Below are 16,742 nucleotides of genomic sequence, written 5' to 3'. Positions count from 1 at the left end.
GCCCGAACAATCGGTAAAGCCGTCGAATATCACCAAAACAATAGCTTTACGCCCTGTGAATGCTTAGAATTTGCCCGCCGATAATGAAAATACGGAAAATTCGCTTGGAATCGTTGTATACCGCTCTGCTCTATCTCATTCAGCCCTTCGTGTGGCTGCGACTTCTGCTCCGTAGCCGTAAAGCTCCTGCGTATCGTAAACGCTGGGCAGAACGCTATGGCTTTTGTCGAGGGAAAGTGGCGCCGGACGGTATCATGCTGCATTCCGTCTCCGTAGGGGAAACCCTCGCAGCAATTCCGCTGGTTCGTGCTCTTCGCCATCGATATCCAACAATACCTATTACCGTCACGACGATGACGCCAACCGGCTCTGAACGAGTGCAGTCGGCGTTTGGCAAAAACGTCCACCATGTTTATTTGCCTTACGATCTGCCCTGCGCCATGAACCGTTTTCTGGATACTGTACGTCCGAAACTGGTCATCGTTATGGAAACAGAGCTGTGGCCGAACATGATTACCGCGCTGCATAACCGTAAAATTCCGTTAGTCATCGCCAACGCTCGTTTATCCGAACGCTCCGCGAAAGGCTACAAGAAGCTCGGTAATTTCACGCGCCGCCTGATGAGCAGAATCACGCTTATCGCCGCGCAGAATGAAGAAGATGCAAGTCGCTTCCTTGAGTTGGGTCTGAAACGCTCCCAGCTCACGGTTACCGGCAGTCTGAAATTTGATATTTCTGTCACGCCCGAGCTTGCCGCCCGCGCCATTACGCTGCGTCGTCAGTGGGCTCCGCGCCGTAAAGTCTGGATTGCCACCAGCACTCACGATGGCGAAGAAAGCATTATTCTGGATGCACACCGCCAACTGCTGGCGAAATTCCCTGACCTGTTACTGATACTGGTACCACGCCATCCGGAACGCTTTAAAGACGCTAAAGAGCTGGTGCAAAAAGGCGGCTTCAGCTACACGCTACGCAGCAGCGGTGAAATCCCGTCAGGCAGCACCCAGGTGGTGATTGGCGACTCGATGGGAGAGCTTATGCTGTTATACGGGATTGCCGACCTGGCGTTCGTTGGCGGAAGCCTGGTGGAGCGAGGCGGCCATAACCCGCTGGAGCCTGCGGCCCACGCCATACCGGTTCTGATGGGTCCGCATATTTTCAACTTCAAAGATATCTGCGCAAAACTACAGCAGGCTGACGGAATGATCACCGTCACTGATGCAGAGTCTCTGGTCAATGAAATCACCACGCTCCTGACCGATGAAGACTATCGTTTGTACTATGGCCGCCATGCTGTAGAAGTGTTGCATCAAAACCAGGGCGCTTTGCAGCGTTTACTACAGTTACTGCAACCCTATCTGCCGCAGCGGAGTCATTAATGTCCAACCGATTATCGGTAGTGATGATCGCCAAAAACGCGGCGGATATTCTGCCGGAATGTCTGGCGTCGGTGGCGTGGGCTGACGAAGTGGTCCTGCTGGATTCCGGGAGCGCAGATGCAACCGTCGATATCGCTCGTCAGGCCGATGTAAAAGTCTTCGTGGATGAAAACTGGCAGGGCTTCGGGATACAGCGCCAGCGTGCGCAAGGTTACGCCAGCGGCGACTATATTTTAATGATCGATACTGACGAAAGAGTAACGCCCGAGCTTGCCGCCTCGATAAAAGCTGTGCTTGTCAATCCACAGCCTGACGCCGTCTACAGCATTGCCCGCCGTAATCTTTTTCTGGGCCGCTTCATGCGCCACAGCGGATGGTATCCGGACCGTGTAACCCGTCTCTATGCCCGTGAACGCTATCGCTATAATGACAATCAGGTTCATGAATCGCTGAGCGCGCCGGGGGCTAAAATCATTCCGCTTGAAGGTGATTTGCTCCATCTTACCTGCCGGGATTTTGCAAGCTTCCAGCGTAAGCAACTTAGCTACGCAACAGCCTGGGCGCACGAGCGTCATCAGCGCGGCAAAAAAGTCTCGCTGGTTGGGATTTTAAGCCACACTTTGGGGGCCTTCTGCAAAACGCTGCTCTTACGCGCAGGTTTTCTGGACGGAAAACAAGGCTGGTTGTTGGCGGTGGTTAACGCACAATACACGTTTAATAAATACACAGAACTTTGGGCATTGAACCAGGGTTATACGGAAAAAGAGCAGCTATGAGCACCCGAGCGATTTACCCCGGTACTTTTGATCCCATCACGAATGGTCATCTGGATATCGTGACGCGCGGAGCCATGATGTTTGATTCTATTATTCTGGCCATCGCAAACAGCCCGCACAAAAAAACCATGTTCTCTCTCGACGAGCGTGTAGCTCTAGCCAAACAAGTGACGGCGCATCTGCCGAACGTTGAAGTTGTAGGCTTTAGCGATCTTATGGCGAATTTTGCAAAGGCGCAGCAAGCCAACGTGTTGATACGGGGTTTACGCACAGCGGCAGATTTTGAATACGAAATGCAGCTTGCCCATATGAACCGTCACCTGATGCCGGAGCTGGAAAGCGTCTTCCTGATGCCCTCAAAAGAGTGGTCTTTCGTGTCTTCTTCTCTGGTGAAAGAGGTGGCGCGCCACCACGGCGATGTCGCGCATTTTCTGCCGGAACCTGTTCGCCAGGCATTACTTGAGAAACTAAAGCAGTTTTAATGCTGGCAGTTTCGGCAATAAAACGTGCTGCGCTGAGCGTGTTTACTGGCAATAATCGGCGCCCCGCAAACTCTGCATGGCTTCCCATCGCGCCCGTAAACCTGTAGCGCCTGCGCGAAATAACCGGGTTTACCGTCAGACTGTAAAAAATCTTTTAAGGTTGTACCGCCCTGCTCAATCGATCTTAACAACACCGCTTTAATGACTTTAACCAGCAACTCGCATTCGGTTTTTGATAACGATTGCGCGGCGCGATCGGGATGGATCCCGGCGGCAAACAAAGATTCGCTGGCGTAAATATTCCCCACGCCCACCACCAGTTTGTTATCCATCAGCCAGGGTTTAATGGCGGTTTTCTTCCTGGCGGATTTTTCACGCAGGTATTCGGCGTTAAATTCTTCATTAAGCGGCTCTGGCCCAAGATGTGCCAGCACATTGCTGCCTTCAAGCTCTTTAACCCACAGCCAGGCGCCAAAGCGACGTGGATCGGTATAGCGCAGCACTTTGCCGTTGCTCATCACCAGGTCGACATGGTCGTGCTTTTCAGCGGGCCGCTCTTCGGGAAGAATACGTAAGCTGCCAGACATACCAAGATGGATGATAATCCAGCCGTCCGGCAGTTCGAGCAGCAGATATTTAGCCCGGCGCTGAACGCTCAAGACGGGTTTGTCGCTCAGGGCATGAATCTCATCGGAAACCGGCCAGCGCAGACGGCTGTTACGCACGATAGCATGCAAAATGGTTTCGCCTACCAGGTGCGGTTCAATGCCGCGTCGGCTGGTTTCGACTTCAGGTAACTCTGGCATTTCTCCTCCGGCTTTAAAGCCCAAAACAAAAAAACCCCGCCGAAGCGAGGTTTTTCATCAAAGTCACTAAAATTATTTAATTTTAGCTTCTTTGTACAGTACGTGTTGACGAACAACTGGATCGAACTTTTTCAGTTCCAGTTTTTCCGGCTTAGTACGTTTGTTCTTCGTGGTGGTATAGAAGTGACCAGTACCAGCAGAAGAAACCAGCTTGATCTTCTCGCGAACACCTTTAGCCATGACTTAGTTCCTCTTAGTACTTCTCGCCACGGGTACGAAGATCGGCCAGAACCGTTTCGATACCCTTCTTATCAATTACACGCATACCTTTAGCAGATACACGCAGTGTGACAAAACGCTTCTCGCTCTCAACCCAGAAACGGTGAGAGTGCAGGTTCGGCAGGAAACGGCGTTTGGTCGCGTTCATTGCGTGGGAACGGTTATTACCGGTCACCGGACGCTTGCCAGTAACTTGGCAGACTCGGGACATGTCTATTCTCCAAAAATCAAATTAGCTCGAGCTTCGTATAGGGTTATGGCGCCTCGTCAGGCTGCAAGCCTGGTCCCTGGCGGTTCAATGTGAACCACAGTGCCAGGCGCATAATGCCAAACCCGAGATTCTCAAAGGTGGCGTAGTATACGCTGCCTGACGCATGTGCTCAAGTCCCGAACAGACAAAGATCCCCAAGGATCGCGCAAATCGGCTTAAATCCACCCACGTTCAGCAAAAGAAACGTACTCTCCGCGACCAATAACCAAATGGTCAAGCACGCGAATTTCCATAAAAAGGCAGGCTTTCACGATACGTTCAGTAATGGCACGGTCAGCTTTGCTCGGTTCGGCCCTACCCGACGGGTGATTATGCGCAAGAATGACCGCCGCTGCATTAGATTTCATCGCTTCGCGCACAATTTCTCGTGGATGCACCTCTACATGGTTCAGAGTTCCAGAAAACATCGCCGCGTGCTTAATAATTCGATGCTGGTTATCGAGAAATATCACCATAAAGATCTCGCGCTCTGCCGTGGTCAGTTGGCTTTGAATAAATTCCCGAACCGTATCAGGACTCTTCAACGTGATTTCTTCTACTCCTCGCGAGGCATAATAGCGCCTTGCCAGCTCCGCAATAGCATTCAGTTGAGTGTATTTGGCCTCACCAATCCCTTTAATGTCCTTAAATTGTGAATAATCAGCCGAAAGCAATCTGCTCAGAGAACCGAACTTCTCCAACAGGCCGCTCGCCAGTACCAGTACGTTCACGTCCCTCAACCCCGTGCGTAAAAAGAGCGCCAGTAATTCCACATCGGTTAATGAGCTGACGCCAAATTTCAGGAGCTTCTCACGCGGTAATCCACTTTTATCCCAGTCCATTTTTATCTCCATCAGAATCTTCACATCCGTTTGCGCAGCCATTGTGCATGACTCCCTGATTACTCGCGATGCGGAGAACGTCAACGTGCGGGATGTCTCGCAAACTGCAAAAAGTCGTGAACGAAGGAGTGTGATAAAATAGGCCCACGATTAAGACTTCCAGTGGGAAAAATCATGATGGGGCTTTCCGGCAAAAAAATTGTTCTGTGTGTTAGCGGCGGCATCGCTGCTTATAAAACGCCAGAACTGGTGCGTCGTCTGCGCGATCGCGGAGCAGATGTACGTGTGGCAATGACTGAGGCGGCCAAAGCCTTCATTACGCCATTGAGCCTGCAGGCCGTATCCGGATATCCGGTATCAGACAGTTTGCTTGATCCCGCAGCGGAAGCCGCAATGGGTCATATCGAATTAGGAAAATGGGCAGACCTGGTTATCCTCGCTCCCGCTACGGCCGATCTTATTGCTCGTGTGGCAGCGGGTATGGCGAATGATTTAGTTAGCACCATTTGCCTTGCGACCCCCGCTCCCGTCGCAGTTGTTCCAGCCATGAACCAACAGATGTATCGCGCTGCAGCAACCCAGCATAATCTTGAAATCCTGGCTTCCCGCAGCTTACTGATATGGGGACCAGACAGCGGCAGCCAGGCGTGTGGCGACGTAGGTCCAGGCCGCATGCTCGATCCGTTAGATATCGTGGAGCTGGCCGTTGGCCATTTTAGCGTCGTCAAAGATCTGCAACATCTTAACGTCATGATTACCGCCGGGCCGACGCGTGAACGTCTCGACCCGGTACGCTACATCACCAACGACAGCTCAGGGAAAATGGGATACGCGATTGCTGCGGCTGCGGCTGCGCGGGGCGCGAATGTGACGCTGGTTTCCGGCCCGGTATCTTTATCCGCCCCTGCGTGGGTGAAACGTATTGACGTCACCTCCGCTCTGGAAATGGAAGCGGCTGTTCAACAAAATGTATCAGGACAGCATATTTTTATCGGCTGTGCCGCCGTGGCAGATTACCGTGCGGCAAATGTCGCGGATGAAAAAATCAAAAAGCAAGGCGATGAAATTACGCTAAAAATGGTTAAAAACCCGGACATCGTTGCAGGCGTTGCCGCACTTTCTGATAACCGCCCTTATGTTGTTGGGTTTGCCGCCGAAACAACTAATGTGGAAGAATACGCCCGGCAAAAGCGTATCCGAAAAAATCTCGACCTGATTTGTGCCAACGATGTTTCACTGGCAGGTCAGGGTTTTAATAGCGACAGCAATGCGTTACACCTTTTCTGGCAGGAGGGAGATAAAGTCTTACCGTTAAGCGATAAGTCACTCCTTGGCCATCTTTTATTGGACGAGATCGTTACCCGTTATGATGAAAAAAATCGACGTTAAGATTCTGGACTCGCGTGTAGGTCAGCAGTTCCCACTGCCGACTTATGCTACTTCTGGTTCTGCCGGACTCGACCTGCGCGCGTGCCTGGACAATGCCGTAGAGCTGGCCCCGGGCGTGACCACGCTTGTACCAACAGGGCTTGCAATTCATATCGGCGATCCGTCGCTGGCGGCCGTCATCCTGCCACGCTCCGGGCTTGGCCATAAACACGGCGTGGTTCTTGGCAACCTGGTAGGGCTGATAGATTCTGATTATCAGGGTCAACTAATGGTATCTGTCTGGAATCGCGGGCAAGATAGCTTCACCATTGAGCCTGGCGAACGCATCGCACAGATGGTGTTTGTGCCCGTTGTACAAGCCGAATTCAACCTGGTCGAAGATTTTGATATCAGTGACCGTGGCGAAGGCGGTTTTGGCCATTCTGGCCGTCAGTAAACTCGTTTTATAAACGTAACCACACGCGTTCATAACGTTAAAACAGACCGCAAGCGACATGCTTGCGGGCGCTGTGTGGCTGCTTGCCTGGCAGGTGCTTTATTTCAGGGGTATTTTAAAACATGGCAGAAAAACAGATTGCGAAAAGGAATCGTCGCGAGGAAATACTTCAATCTCTGGCCCAGATGCTTGAATCCAGCGACGGCAGCCAACGCATCACTACCGCTAAACTTGCAGCCACGGTGGGCGTTTCTGAAGCGGCGCTGTACCGTCATTTTCCCAGCAAAACGAAAATGTTCGATAGCCTTATCGAGTTCATTGAAGACAGTTTGATCACCCGCATCAATCTCATCCTGAAGGATGAAAAAGATACGTTGTCTCGCTTGCGTCTTATCGTCCTGCTGGTGTTGGGTTTCGGTGAAAAAAATCCTGGCCTGACCCGTATTCTGACCGGCCACGCGCTGATGTTTGAACAGGATCGCTTACAGGGACGAATCAACCAGCTATTTGAACGCATCGAAGTACAGCTACGTCAGGTCATGCGCGAGAAAAAAATGCGTGAAGGGGAAGGTTATATTACCGATGAAGCGCTGCTGGCAAGCCAACTGCTGGCATTTTGCGAAGGCATGCTTTCTCGCTTTGTACGCAGCGAGTTCCGCTATTTGCCGACGGATGACTTTGATATCCGCTGGCCGTTAGTGGCCGCACAGCTTCGTTAAATGGAAAGGGCCTTAAAGGCCCTTTTTCTTACACGCCGTACTGAGTACGATATTCCTGCACCGCAGCCAGGCTTTCTGCCATTTCCGGTTGCTCTTCCAGATACTCAATTAAATCTTTCAGGGTAATGATAGAAATCACTTTGCAGTGATAATCACGCTCAACTTCCTGAATTGCAGAGATTTCACCACGTCCACGCTCCTGACGATCCAGAGAAATCAGCACGCCCGCAAGCGTTGCTTCATTTGCAGCGATGATTTCCATGGATTCGCGAATCGCCGTACCTGCGGTAATAACGTCGTCCACCAGCATCACACGACCCTGCAGCGCGCTTCCCACCAGGTTGCCGCCTTCACCATGATCTTTGGCTTCTTTACGGTTGAAGCAATAAGGCACATCACGTTCATGATGTTCTGCCAGCGCAACCGCGGTGGTTGTCGCGATAGGAATACCTTTGTAGGCAGGCCCAAACAGCAGGTCAAAATCAATACCGGAATCCATTAGCGCAGCGGCGTAAAAACGGCCCAGCAGTGCCAGATCGCGCCCGGTATTAAACAGTCCGGCGTTGAAGAAATAGGGGCTGGTACGCCCGGATTTCAGCGTAAATTCGCCAAACTTCAGTACCTGCTTGTTAAGCGCAAATTCAATAAACTGGCGCTGATACGGTTTCATGGATTCGCTCCTTTGGGTTTCTTTAGGCATAAAAAAGGCGACTGCTTCAGTCGCCTTAAAATCAATTTTCTAACGCCGCCTTCTGCGACGTGACGATGGATTCAATTCCCCCTCGCGCCAGCGCCAGCAGCGTCAGCAGCTCTTCATGTGAGAACGGCTCGCCTTCGGCGGTGCCCTGAATCTCAATCATACGGCCATCTTCCATCATCACAACGTTCATATCGGTTTCAGCGGCGGAATCTTCAATATATTCCAGATCGCACACGGCTTCGCCATTAACAATGCCAACGGAAACCGCAGCGACCATCCCTTTCATCGGGTTGGTTTTCAGCTTGCCGATGGCAACCAGTTTGTTCAGCGCGTCAGCCAGCGCAACGCAGGCTCCGGTGATAGATGCGGTACGGGTACCGCCGTCAGCCTGCAGCACATCGCAATCCAGGGTAATGGTATATTCGCCGAGGGTTTTCAAATCCACGGCTGCACGCAAAGAGCGGGCAATCAGACGCTGGATTTCCAGGGTGCGGCCGCCCTGTTTGCCTTTCGCCGCTTCGCGAGCGTTACGGCTGTGGGTGGAACGCGGCAACATGCCATATTCGGCGGTGATCCAACCTTGTCCCTGTCCTTTCAGAAAACGCGGTACGCCTTCTTCAACGGTGGCGGTGCACAAGACTTTGGTATCGCCAAATTCGACCAGCACGGAACCTTCAGCGTGTTTGGTGTAATTACGGGTCAGGGTGACTGGGCGCACTTGTTCGGCGCTACGACCTGATGGACGCATGGGTTTATCTCCGGCTAAAACGAATGTGGCGCGCATTATACGGACTTCGAGCGCTTATTCCTATCCTGCCCGGCCAGGCATGGCTATAATCCCCCCATCCATTGCTCTATACGGTAACGATTTATGATCCGCAGTATGACCGCCTATGCCCGCCGTGAAGTAAAAGGCGAATGGGGCAGCGCCTCCTGGGAGTTACGTTCGGTAAACCAACGTTATCTCGAAACTTATATTCGCATGCCGGAGCAGTTCCGTAGCCTCGAACCTGTGGCACGCGAACACATTCGCACCCGCTTAACCCGCGGAAAAATCGAATGTAATCTTCGCTTCGAACCTGATACTCGTGCGCAAAGCTCTCTTCTGCTTAACGAAAAACTGGCTAAACAGCTCGTTGAAGCCGCGAACTGGGTAAAAATGCAAAGCGATGAAGGTGAAATCAATCCGGTTGATATTTTACGCTGGCCGGGCGTGATGTCCGCTCAGGAGCAGGATCTGGATGCTATCGCCGCTGAAATCCTTGCCGCTCTGGACGGCGCCCTGGATGACTTCATTATCGCCCGTGAAACTGAAGGCCTGGCTCTGAAGGCCTTAATTGAACAACGTCTTGAAGGCGTCAGCGCAGAAATCGTTAAAGTACGCGCGCAGATGCCAGAAGTTGTTAAATGGCAGCGCGAGCGCCTTGTAAGTAAGCTCGAAGAAGCCCAGGTTCAGCTTGAGAACACCCGGCTTGAGCAGGAGCTGGTTCTTATGGTGCAGCGTATTGACGTTGCTGAAGAGCTGGATCGTCTGGAAGCGCACGTCAAAGAAACCTATAACATCCTGAAGAAAAAAGAAGCCGTTGGCCGCCGCCTCGACTTTATGATGCAGGAGTTCAACCGCGAGTCGAACACGCTGGCATCTAAATCCATTAATGCTGATGTCACGAACTCCGCCATTGAACTCAAGGTGCTGATTGAGCAAATGCGCGAGCAGATTCAGAATATTGAGTAACGCCAAAGAAGCCCGTTTCATCGGGCTTCTTCATTTTTTACGTATACGCCATAAGTTCTTCTGCCGTTATCAATCCCATCTTTTCCAACTGAATGGCTACTGCGCGTGGAGAACGTTCAAACTGCGTTCCTGGCGCTTCGATAGCAGCATTCTGGTTATAGCTCTCCTCAAGACGATGCCTCTCTTCTTCAGTCCAGGGAAAATGCGATTTCGCTGGTCGTCCTTCAGCAATATTCTTTTGCTGCCGCTCCTCTGGAGTTAGCTTCGATTTTTTCTGTTTTTCCGGCTCTACGGCTAACTCCTCGGCCAGTGTAAATAGCATTCGTATGGCTTCGGGTTTATTTGCTACCGAACCGGAAGGTAATAGTTTCAGGATTGATTCCATTTGCTAACGCTCTTAGCATCGCTGAGGTATCCATCGTTACAATTCCCTTAAATTCAATAATTATACTAATCCTTTTTACAGACCTATATTTTAATTAGGCAGCAATAAGCTGTTTAAATCACCACTTTCACATTAATAAAACTAATCACAAATAAATCAACTTAGAAAATCTCAATCGTGATTTGATCCACAAAAGACTACCCTTTGCACCTTTCTCAGGAGGTGTGCATGCTGCTACATATTCTTTATCTCATCGGCATTACTGCCGAAGCGATGACTGGCGCGCTGGCCGCTGGCCGACGCCGCATGGACACCTTCGGTGTCATTATCATTGCCACAGCTACCGCCCTCGGCGGCGGTTCAGTGCGCGATATCCTGCTCGGACATTACCCGTTAGGTTGGGTAAAACATCCTGAATATGTGGTGATTGTCGCCATAGCGGCCGTAGTAACCACCATCGTTGCCCCTGTGATGCCTCACCTGCGCCGACTTTTCCTCGTTCTTGACGCTCTTGGCCTGGTGGTGTTCTCCATTATCGGCGCCCAAATCGCACTGGATATGGGTGAAGGCCCGATCATCGCAATTATTGCGGCCGTTGTGACGGGCGTATTCGGCGGCGTCTTACGGGATATGTTCTGCAAACGCATCCCATTAGTCTTTCAGAAAGAGCTTTACGCTGGCATCTCCTTTGCCTCTGCAGTGCTATATATTCTGTTGCAGCACTATGTATCCAGTCATGACGTTGTGGTGATCGCGACGCTAATCTTTGGTTTTTCAACGCGATTATTAGCGCTGCGCCTACGTCTGGGCTTGCCTGTTTTTCACTATAAGCATGCCGATCATTAATCAGCAAAACCGGTAATACCCTGCTGTGCCAGAAAATCCGCCAGCGCTTTGATTTGCGGATAATTTACGAACTGCACCAGTTTTTTCGCTCGCTCAGCGCCTATGCCCGGTAATTCCTGCCAGCTCAACTCATTGCGCGCTATTAGCTGATGCCAATGAGTGTCTTTCAGTAAGTTCATCGCAGGCCCTGGCAAAGGCAGGCCAAATGCCATTAGCCAGCGGTGAAAAGATTGCTGGCGAGCCATCGCGAATTGATGCCAGATCTGCTTGCCACGGGCGGGCGAAATATCTTTAATTCGCATCAAATCCTCGGTATTCAGTAACAGCCAGGAAAAAATATGATTGAAATGAAAAGACTGATGTAGCTGCTGCCAGGTACGTTTGCTTACGCCTTTAATATCCAGCACATCCAGAGAACTCGCCCAGGAAAGCCGGGCAAAAAACTGTTCACGACATTCCGCAGCCATAAAAAAACAGCTTAAAGGAGTGCTGTTGGGTTGCGATGGCGGCTGTGGCTTGTCACGTAAACTTACGCGCCAGACAACTTCGTCGATTCTTGGGATCCCCTGACCTGCAAGGCTCACCATTACCTGATCGCCCGGCGCAATATCCAACTCTTGCCAACGCTTAACCGAGCCGATATTTACGCGTTTAACCTGTTTATCGTCGAGTTGTAACGGTTCCAGGTCCAGCACCACGGCAATCTTTCCTGTACGCCCAACGGTGAAGCGAATTTTCTTTACATCGGCAATTTGTTGGGCCGGTGGATACTTCCAGGCCGCAAGCCATGATGCCTGTCCTGGCTGCCAGAATTTCCCGGCAGGTTCGGCGCCCTGACGAATAACGATACCGTCGGTCACAAAAGGCAGGGAAGAGATAAACCAGAGGTTCCGCACAGAGGAGATTTCACTCAAGGTTGAAACGGGCTTTGACCAGGCCTTTGCAAGCGGAAAACCTGCTCTTTCTAATATTTCCATTTTCTGTTGGAAATTTGCCGGGCCATCAGGCCAGGCCCAGATAAATACGTCAAAATCATTAAGAAAGGCAGGATTCGTCTGCCGCATCATAGCACCTGCGACCTTACCTCTTGCGTTCATGCCCCCCATCGTTTTCTGCACATGTTTGTCGCGCTTTAAGAACAGTTCGCCCTGTAAAATACTATCGGCCAGCGGGCCTGATAGTTTTTTAGGAATTGCATCTATCATGGCTGCTTTCGCGGTCCAGTCCTCGCCTTTAAGCCCGTTCCCACGGCTGAGCAGTTGTGCAAGCTTACCCTGTTGATACACAAGAGTGATCGCCACGCCGTCCACTTTCGGCTGCACCCATAAATCGAATTTACCTTCGAGCCAGCGAGCCACCGCCGCGCTATCCGCCAGTTTTTTAACGCCTGTATGAGCAACGGGATGCCGTGTTTTTCCGTTAGTCGAAAGGGTTGGCTGTAAAAGCGATGTCGTAGGTTGATAACAACGCTGCCACGTATTTAAACGTGAACGAAGCCTATCGTATACCGCATCGCTGATACGGCTTTCCCCGTCTCGGTAATAGGCCTCATCCCACTGACTAAGCTGAATTTTCAATTTTTCCATTTCCTGCGTTGCCTGCAACGGCGACCAAACCGGACACGAAGCCGAAGCGATTCCTGTCAGGACACTTAAAATCAAACCCAACTTGATTAACCCTTTCATAACTCCCTCCCTGTCCGTTGCAGTGAGGTATAACGCGAGAAAGCATTAGCCGCGAGAATGAATTTAAAGCGATGCGAGACATTTTCAGATAAAGATTTGAAGTTGCATAAGCGAGTGGAATGAACTGGAAAGCACTACGCAAAACCACAGAAAATCATGCCAGGAACATGACAAATTCTCCGTGCTGCCGTACCGCCGTGTATAATAGGCCGGTAGACGCTCTTCTTTTATCCTTACCGAATAAGTTAGAACTCATGGCTCAAGGCACGCTTTATATTGTTTCCGCCCCAAGTGGCGCGGGGAAATCCAGCCTCATTCAGGCTCTGTTAAAAACACAACCTTTGTATGATACACAGGTTTCTGTTTCCCATACCACGCGTGGCGTACGTCCCGGCGAGAACCATGGCGAACACTATTTCTTCGTAAGTCAGGACGAATTCAGGCAGATGATTGCTGAAGACGCTTTCCTTGAACACGCAGAAGTCTTTGGTAATTACTACGGCACCTCGCGTCATGCGATTGAGCAAGTCCTGGCAACCGGTGTGGACGTTTTCCTTGATATCGACTGGCAGGGCGCGCAGCAAATCCGCAATAAAATGCCGCATGCGCGCAGCATCTTTATTTTACCGCCGTCGAAAGATGAATTAGACCGTCGCCTTCGTGGCCGTGGGCAAGACAGCGAGGAAGTCATAGCGAAGCGTATGGAGCAGGCTGTTGCAGAAATGAGCCATTACGCGGAATATGATTATCTAATCGTCAACGATGATTTCGACACCGCGCTGTCAGATTTAAAGATTATTATTCGTGCCGAGCGTCTGCGAATGGGTCGCCAAAAAGCGCGACATGACGCTTTAATCAGCAAACTATTGGCAGACTGAGCCCAGTTTCAGTATCATGCCCAGTCATTTCTTCATCTGTGGAGCTTTAAAATATGGCACGCGTAACCGTTCAGGACGCTGTAGAGAAAATTGGTAACCGTTTTGACCTGGTACTGGTCGCCGCACGTCGCGCTCGTCAGATGCAAACCGGTGGTAAAGATCCTCTGGTACCTGAAGAAAACGATAAAACGACCGTTATCGCACTGCGCGAAATCGAAGAAGGGTTGATTACCAACCAGATTCTCGATGTTCGTGATCGCCAGGAGCAGCAAGAGCAGGAAGCCGCAGAACTGCAGGCCGTCACCGCTATTGCTGAAGGTCGTCGTTAATTAGCCCTGCGGGTAGCCCTTGTATCTGTTTGAAAGCCTGAATCAGCTGATTCAAAAATACTTGCCAGAGGAGCAGATAAAGCGCCTCCGGCAAGCCTATCTTGTCGCGCGTGATGCTCACGAGGGACAAGCACGTTCAAGCGGTGAACCCTATATCACCCATCCCGTAGCGGTTGCCTGCATTCTGGCCGAGATGAAACTCGACTATGAAACGCTGATGGCAGCGCTCCTGCATGATGTGATTGAAGATACCCCTGCCACCTACCAGGATATGGAACAACTGTTTGGCAAAAGCGTTGCCGAGCTGGTGGAGGGGGTTTCTAAGCTGGACAAGCTGAAGTTCCGCGATAAGAAAGAGGCCCAGGCCGAAAACTTCCGCAAAATGATCATGGCGATGGTGCAGGATATCCGCGTCATTCTGATCAAACTCGCCGACCGTACGCACAACATGCGTACTCTTGGGTCGCTGCGTCCGGACAAGCGCCGTCGCATCGCCCGTGAAACCCTCGAAATCTACAGCCCGCTGGCTCACCGTCTTGGTATTCATCATTTGAAAACCGAGCTGGAGGAGTTGGGCTTTGAAGCGCTTTATCCGAACCGCTACCGCGTCATTAAAGAAGTGGTAAAAGCGGCGCGGGGTAACCGCAAAGAGATGATCCAAAAAATCCTCTCCGAAATCGACGGGCGTTTACAGGAGGCGGGCATTCCGTGCCGCGTCAGCGGTCGCGAGAAACATCTTTATTCCATCTACTGCAAAATGACGCTCAAAGAGCAGCGTTTCCACTCGATCATGGATATCTACGCGTTTCGCGTAATCGTTCATGACATGGATACCTGTTACCGCGTCCTTGGGCAAATGCATAGCCTGTACAAGCCACGTCCTGGGCGGGTAAAGGACTATATAGCCATTCCAAAAGCTAACGGCTATCAGTCTCTGCATACTTCCATGATTGGTCCGCATGGCGTACCGGTAGAAGTGCAAATCCGTACTGAAGACATGGATCAGATGGCTGAGATGGGGGTTGCCGCCCACTGGGCTTATAAAGAGCAGGGTGAGAGCAGCACTACCGCCCAGATCCGCGCCCAGCGCTGGATGCAAAGCCTGCTGGAATTGCAGCAGAGCGCCGGCAGCTCGTTTGAATTTATCGAGAGCGTTAAATCCGATCTCTTCCCGGATGAGATTTACGTTTTCACCCCGGAAGGACGTATTGTCGAACTTCCGGCAGGGGCAACGCCTGTGGACTTCGCCTACGCTGTGCATACCGATATCGGTCATGCGTGCGTGGGCGCCCGGGTAGACCGTCAACCTTATCCGTTGTCACAGCCGCTCACCAGCGGCCAGACTATCGAAATCATTACCGCGCCGGGCGCACGCCCGAACGCCGCTTGGCTGAACTTTGTGGTCAGTTCTAAAGCGCGCGCGAAAATTCGTCAGATGTTGAAGAACCTCAAACGAGACGATTCTGTCAATCTGGGGCGCCGCCTGTTAAATCATGCCTTAGGCGGCAGCCGCAAGCTGGCCGAAGTGCCGCCAGAAAATATTCAGCGTGAGCTTGAGCGTATGAAGCTCGCCTCGCTTGATGATTTACTGGCGGAAATTGGTCTGGGCAATGCCATGAGCGTGGTGGTGGCGAAAAACCTGCAAGGGGAATCGCAGGCTACGCTGCAAGCGAACGCATTGCCGCATAGCCATCTGCCGATCAAAGGCGCAGACGGCGTGCTGATTACTTTTGCGAAATGCTGTCGCCCGATTCCCGGCGACCCAATAGTTGCCCATGTCAGCCCTGGCAAAGGACTGGTTATTCACCATGAATCCTGCCGGAACATCCGCGGCTACCAGAAAGAGCCAGAGAAGTTTATGGCTGTCGAATGGGACAAAGAGGCTGAGCAGGAATTCATCACCGAGATCAAGGTGGATATGTTTAACCACCAGGGCGCTCTGGCGAATCTCACAGCGGCGCTCAACAACGCGGGTTCAAATATTCAGAGTCTGAATACCGAAGAGAAAGACGGCCGCGTTTACAGTGCGTTCATTCGTTTGACTGCTCGCGACCGTGTCCATCTGGCGAATATCATGCGTAAAATCCGCGTGATGCCGGACGTGATTAAAGTCACCCGCAACAGAAACTAATGTTATGAATCCACAACGTTATGCGCGTATCTGCGAAATGCTCGCCAGGCGTCAGCCTGATCTGACCGTCTGCATGGAGCAGGTCCATAAACCTCATAACGTCTCGGCGATTATCCGCACGGCAGACGCGGTGGGTGTGCATGAGGTCCACGCCGTGTGGCCGGGAAATCGTATGCGCACCATGGCTTCATCCGCTGCAGGCAGCAACTCCTGGGTTGAAGTTAAAACCCATCGCACAATTAGCGATGCCGTTACTCAATTAAAAAGCAGCGGTATGCAAATCCTTGCTACTAATCTTTCTGATAAAGCCGTGGATTTCCGCGAAATTGATTACACGCGTCCGACCTGTATTCTGATGGGCCAGGAGAAAACCGGCATCACTCAGGAAGCGTTAGCGCTGGCCGATCGGGACATTATCATTCCGATGACTGGCATGGTGCAGTCGCTCAATGTTTCTGTCGCCTCCGCGCTCATCCTTTATGAGGCACAGCGTCAGCGCCAGAATGCCGGTATGTATCAGCGCGAAAACAGCACCCTGCCGGAATCTGAACAACAGCGCCTGCTATTTGAAGGCGGCTATCCGGTACTGGCGCGAGTCTCCCGCCGTAAAGGCCTGCCCTACCCCCATGTGAATCAGCAGGGCGAGATCGAAGCTGATGCCGCCTGGTGGGCCACAATGCAGTCTGCGGAGTAAG

General features: G+C 51.6%; 20 protein-coding genes. 12 read left to right on the top strand and 8 right to left on the bottom strand.

Annotation, left to right across the window (positions count from 1 at the left end; genetic code table 11):
- The first annotated feature begins 104 nt into the window (after positions 1 to 104).
- From waaA to coaD, 3 genes are read left to right on the top strand one after another with little or no spacing between them, the layout of a single operon-like run.
- Entirely contained in the window at positions 105 to 1,379 is a 1,275-nt protein-coding gene (waaA, locus tag MUA00_RS03160; RefSeq protein WP_271121682.1) for a lipid IV(A) 3-deoxy-D-manno-octulosonic acid transferase, read from the top strand.
- Positions 1,379 to 2,155, top strand: coding sequence for a glycosyltransferase family 2 protein (locus tag MUA00_RS03155; protein WP_271121683.1), 777 nt, complete (start codon positions 1,379 to 1,381; stop codon positions 2,153 to 2,155). The genes waaA and MUA00_RS03155 overlap by 1 nt, the downstream gene beginning before the upstream one ends.
- Positions 2,152 to 2,637 carry a pantetheine-phosphate adenylyltransferase gene (gene coaD, locus MUA00_RS03150; protein WP_271121684.1) on the top strand — a complete coding sequence of 162 codons (486 nt, stop codon included), beginning with the start codon at positions 2,152 to 2,154 and terminating at the stop codon, positions 2,635 to 2,637. Before MUA00_RS03155 ends, coaD begins: the two co-directional genes overlap by 4 nt.
- On the opposite strand, the gene mutM is transcribed toward coaD, so the two are convergent.
- The 4 genes from mutM to radC all read right to left on the bottom strand — a co-directional run bounded on the left by mutM (position 2,634) and on the right by radC (position 4,814).
- The gene (gene mutM / locus MUA00_RS03145) at positions 2,634 to 3,443 is read right to left on the bottom strand and encodes a bifunctional DNA-formamidopyrimidine glycosylase/DNA-(apurinic or apyrimidinic site) lyase (RefSeq protein WP_271121685.1); all 810 of its coding nucleotides are present in this window, start codon (positions 3,441 to 3,443) and stop codon (positions 2,634 to 2,636) included. The two genes, coaD and mutM, sit on opposite strands and share 4 nt — an antisense overlap.
- A gap of 72 nt (positions 3,444 to 3,515) precedes the next feature.
- Complete coding sequence (rpmG, locus tag MUA00_RS03140) at positions 3,516 to 3,683, bottom strand: 50S ribosomal protein L33 (protein WP_002208990.1); 168 nt, start codon at positions 3,681 to 3,683, stop codon at positions 3,516 to 3,518.
- A 13-nt stretch (positions 3,684 to 3,696) separates the two neighbouring features.
- The gene (gene rpmB / locus MUA00_RS03135) at positions 3,697 to 3,933 is read right to left on the bottom strand and encodes a 50S ribosomal protein L28 (RefSeq protein ID WP_004154798.1); all 237 of its coding nucleotides are present in this window, start codon (positions 3,931 to 3,933) and stop codon (positions 3,697 to 3,699) included.
- Positions 3,934 to 4,148: 215 nt separating this feature from the next.
- Complete coding sequence (radC, locus tag MUA00_RS03130; protein ID WP_271121719.1) at positions 4,149 to 4,814, bottom strand: RadC family protein; 666 nt, start codon at positions 4,812 to 4,814, stop codon at positions 4,149 to 4,151.
- A gap of 177 nt (positions 4,815 to 4,991) precedes the next feature.
- On the opposite strand from radC, the gene coaBC reads away from it, so the two are divergent.
- From coaBC to slmA, 3 genes are all read left to right on the top strand, one after another.
- Entirely contained in the window at positions 4,992 to 6,203 is a 1,212-nt protein-coding gene (gene coaBC / locus MUA00_RS03125; RefSeq protein WP_271121720.1) for a bifunctional phosphopantothenoylcysteine decarboxylase/phosphopantothenate--cysteine ligase CoaBC, read from the top strand.
- Positions 6,181 to 6,639 carry a dUTP diphosphatase gene (dut, locus tag MUA00_RS03120; RefSeq protein WP_271121686.1) on the top strand — a complete coding sequence of 153 codons (459 nt, stop codon included), beginning with the start codon at positions 6,181 to 6,183 and terminating at the stop codon, positions 6,637 to 6,639. The genes coaBC and dut overlap by 23 nt, the downstream gene beginning before the upstream one ends.
- 122 nt (positions 6,640 to 6,761) lie before the next feature.
- Positions 6,762 to 7,358, top strand: a complete 597-nt coding sequence (gene slmA / locus MUA00_RS03115) for a nucleoid occlusion factor SlmA (protein ID WP_271121687.1) — start codon at positions 6,762 to 6,764, stop codon at positions 7,356 to 7,358.
- A 28-nt stretch (positions 7,359 to 7,386) separates the two neighbouring features.
- Here the strand turns inward: slmA and pyrE are convergent, their stop codons facing one another.
- Entirely contained in the window at positions 7,387 to 8,028 is a 642-nt protein-coding gene (gene pyrE, locus MUA00_RS03110) for an orotate phosphoribosyltransferase (RefSeq protein WP_271121688.1), read from the bottom strand.
- A 61-nt stretch (positions 8,029 to 8,089) separates the two neighbouring features.
- The gene (rph, locus tag MUA00_RS03105; RefSeq protein WP_271121689.1) at positions 8,090 to 8,806 is read right to left on the bottom strand and encodes a ribonuclease PH; all 717 of its coding nucleotides are present in this window, start codon (positions 8,804 to 8,806) and stop codon (positions 8,090 to 8,092) included.
- Between the two features lie 123 nt (positions 8,807 to 8,929).
- Between rph and MUA00_RS03100 the strand changes: the two genes are divergently transcribed.
- Positions 8,930 to 9,793 (top strand): YicC/YloC family endoribonuclease, encoded by an 864-nt coding sequence (locus MUA00_RS03100; protein WP_271121690.1) that lies wholly within the window; start codon positions 8,930 to 8,932, stop codon positions 9,791 to 9,793.
- A 37-nt stretch (positions 9,794 to 9,830) separates the two neighbouring features.
- On the opposite strand, the gene MUA00_RS03095 is transcribed toward MUA00_RS03100, so the two are convergent.
- Positions 9,831 to 10,178 carry a hypothetical protein gene (locus tag MUA00_RS03095; protein WP_271121691.1) on the bottom strand — a complete coding sequence of 116 codons (348 nt, stop codon included), beginning with the start codon at positions 10,176 to 10,178 and terminating at the stop codon, positions 9,831 to 9,833.
- A 228-nt stretch (positions 10,179 to 10,406) separates the two neighbouring features.
- Between MUA00_RS03095 and MUA00_RS03090 the strand changes: the two genes are divergently transcribed.
- On the top strand, positions 10,407 to 11,024 hold the full coding sequence (locus tag MUA00_RS03090; RefSeq protein WP_271121692.1) for a trimeric intracellular cation channel family protein: 618 nt from the start codon (positions 10,407 to 10,409) through the stop codon (positions 11,022 to 11,024).
- On the opposite strand, the gene ligB is transcribed toward MUA00_RS03090, so the two are convergent.
- Entirely contained in the window at positions 11,021 to 12,709 is a 1,689-nt protein-coding gene (gene ligB / locus MUA00_RS03085; RefSeq protein ID WP_271121693.1) for an NAD-dependent DNA ligase LigB, read from the bottom strand. The two genes, MUA00_RS03090 and ligB, sit on opposite strands and share 4 nt — an antisense overlap.
- Positions 12,710 to 12,963: 254 nt before the next feature.
- Between ligB and gmk the strand changes: the two genes are divergently transcribed.
- Genes gmk through trmH form a run of 4 tightly spaced genes read left to right on the top strand, consistent with a single transcriptional unit; the run spans position 12,964 to position 16,741 of the window.
- The gene (gene gmk, locus MUA00_RS03080) at positions 12,964 to 13,587 is read left to right on the top strand and encodes a guanylate kinase (RefSeq protein WP_271121721.1); all 624 of its coding nucleotides are present in this window, start codon (positions 12,964 to 12,966) and stop codon (positions 13,585 to 13,587) included.
- Between the two features lie 53 nt (positions 13,588 to 13,640).
- A complete protein-coding gene (gene rpoZ, locus MUA00_RS03075) occupies positions 13,641 to 13,916 on the top strand; it encodes a DNA-directed RNA polymerase subunit omega (protein ID WP_034461476.1) in 276 nt (91 codons plus the stop codon).
- Positions 13,917 to 13,935: 19 nt separating this feature from the next.
- On the top strand, positions 13,936 to 16,047 hold the full coding sequence (spoT, locus tag MUA00_RS03070) for a bifunctional GTP diphosphokinase/guanosine-3',5'-bis pyrophosphate 3'-pyrophosphohydrolase (protein ID WP_271121694.1): 2,112 nt from the start codon (positions 13,936 to 13,938) through the stop codon (positions 16,045 to 16,047).
- A gap of 4 nt (positions 16,048 to 16,051) precedes the next feature.
- Entirely contained in the window at positions 16,052 to 16,741 is a 690-nt protein-coding gene (trmH, locus tag MUA00_RS03065) for a tRNA (guanosine(18)-2'-O)-methyltransferase TrmH (RefSeq protein WP_271121695.1), read from the top strand.
- Position 16,742 lies beyond the last annotated feature (1 nt).

The organism is Dryocola boscaweniae (genome assembly GCF_025215095.1).
Classification (GTDB): Bacteria; Pseudomonadota; Gammaproteobacteria; order Enterobacterales; family Enterobacteriaceae; genus Dryocola; species Dryocola boscaweniae.
Note: the sequence above shows the minus strand (reverse complement) of the source record. Positions and strands in the feature narration are given on the sequence as shown.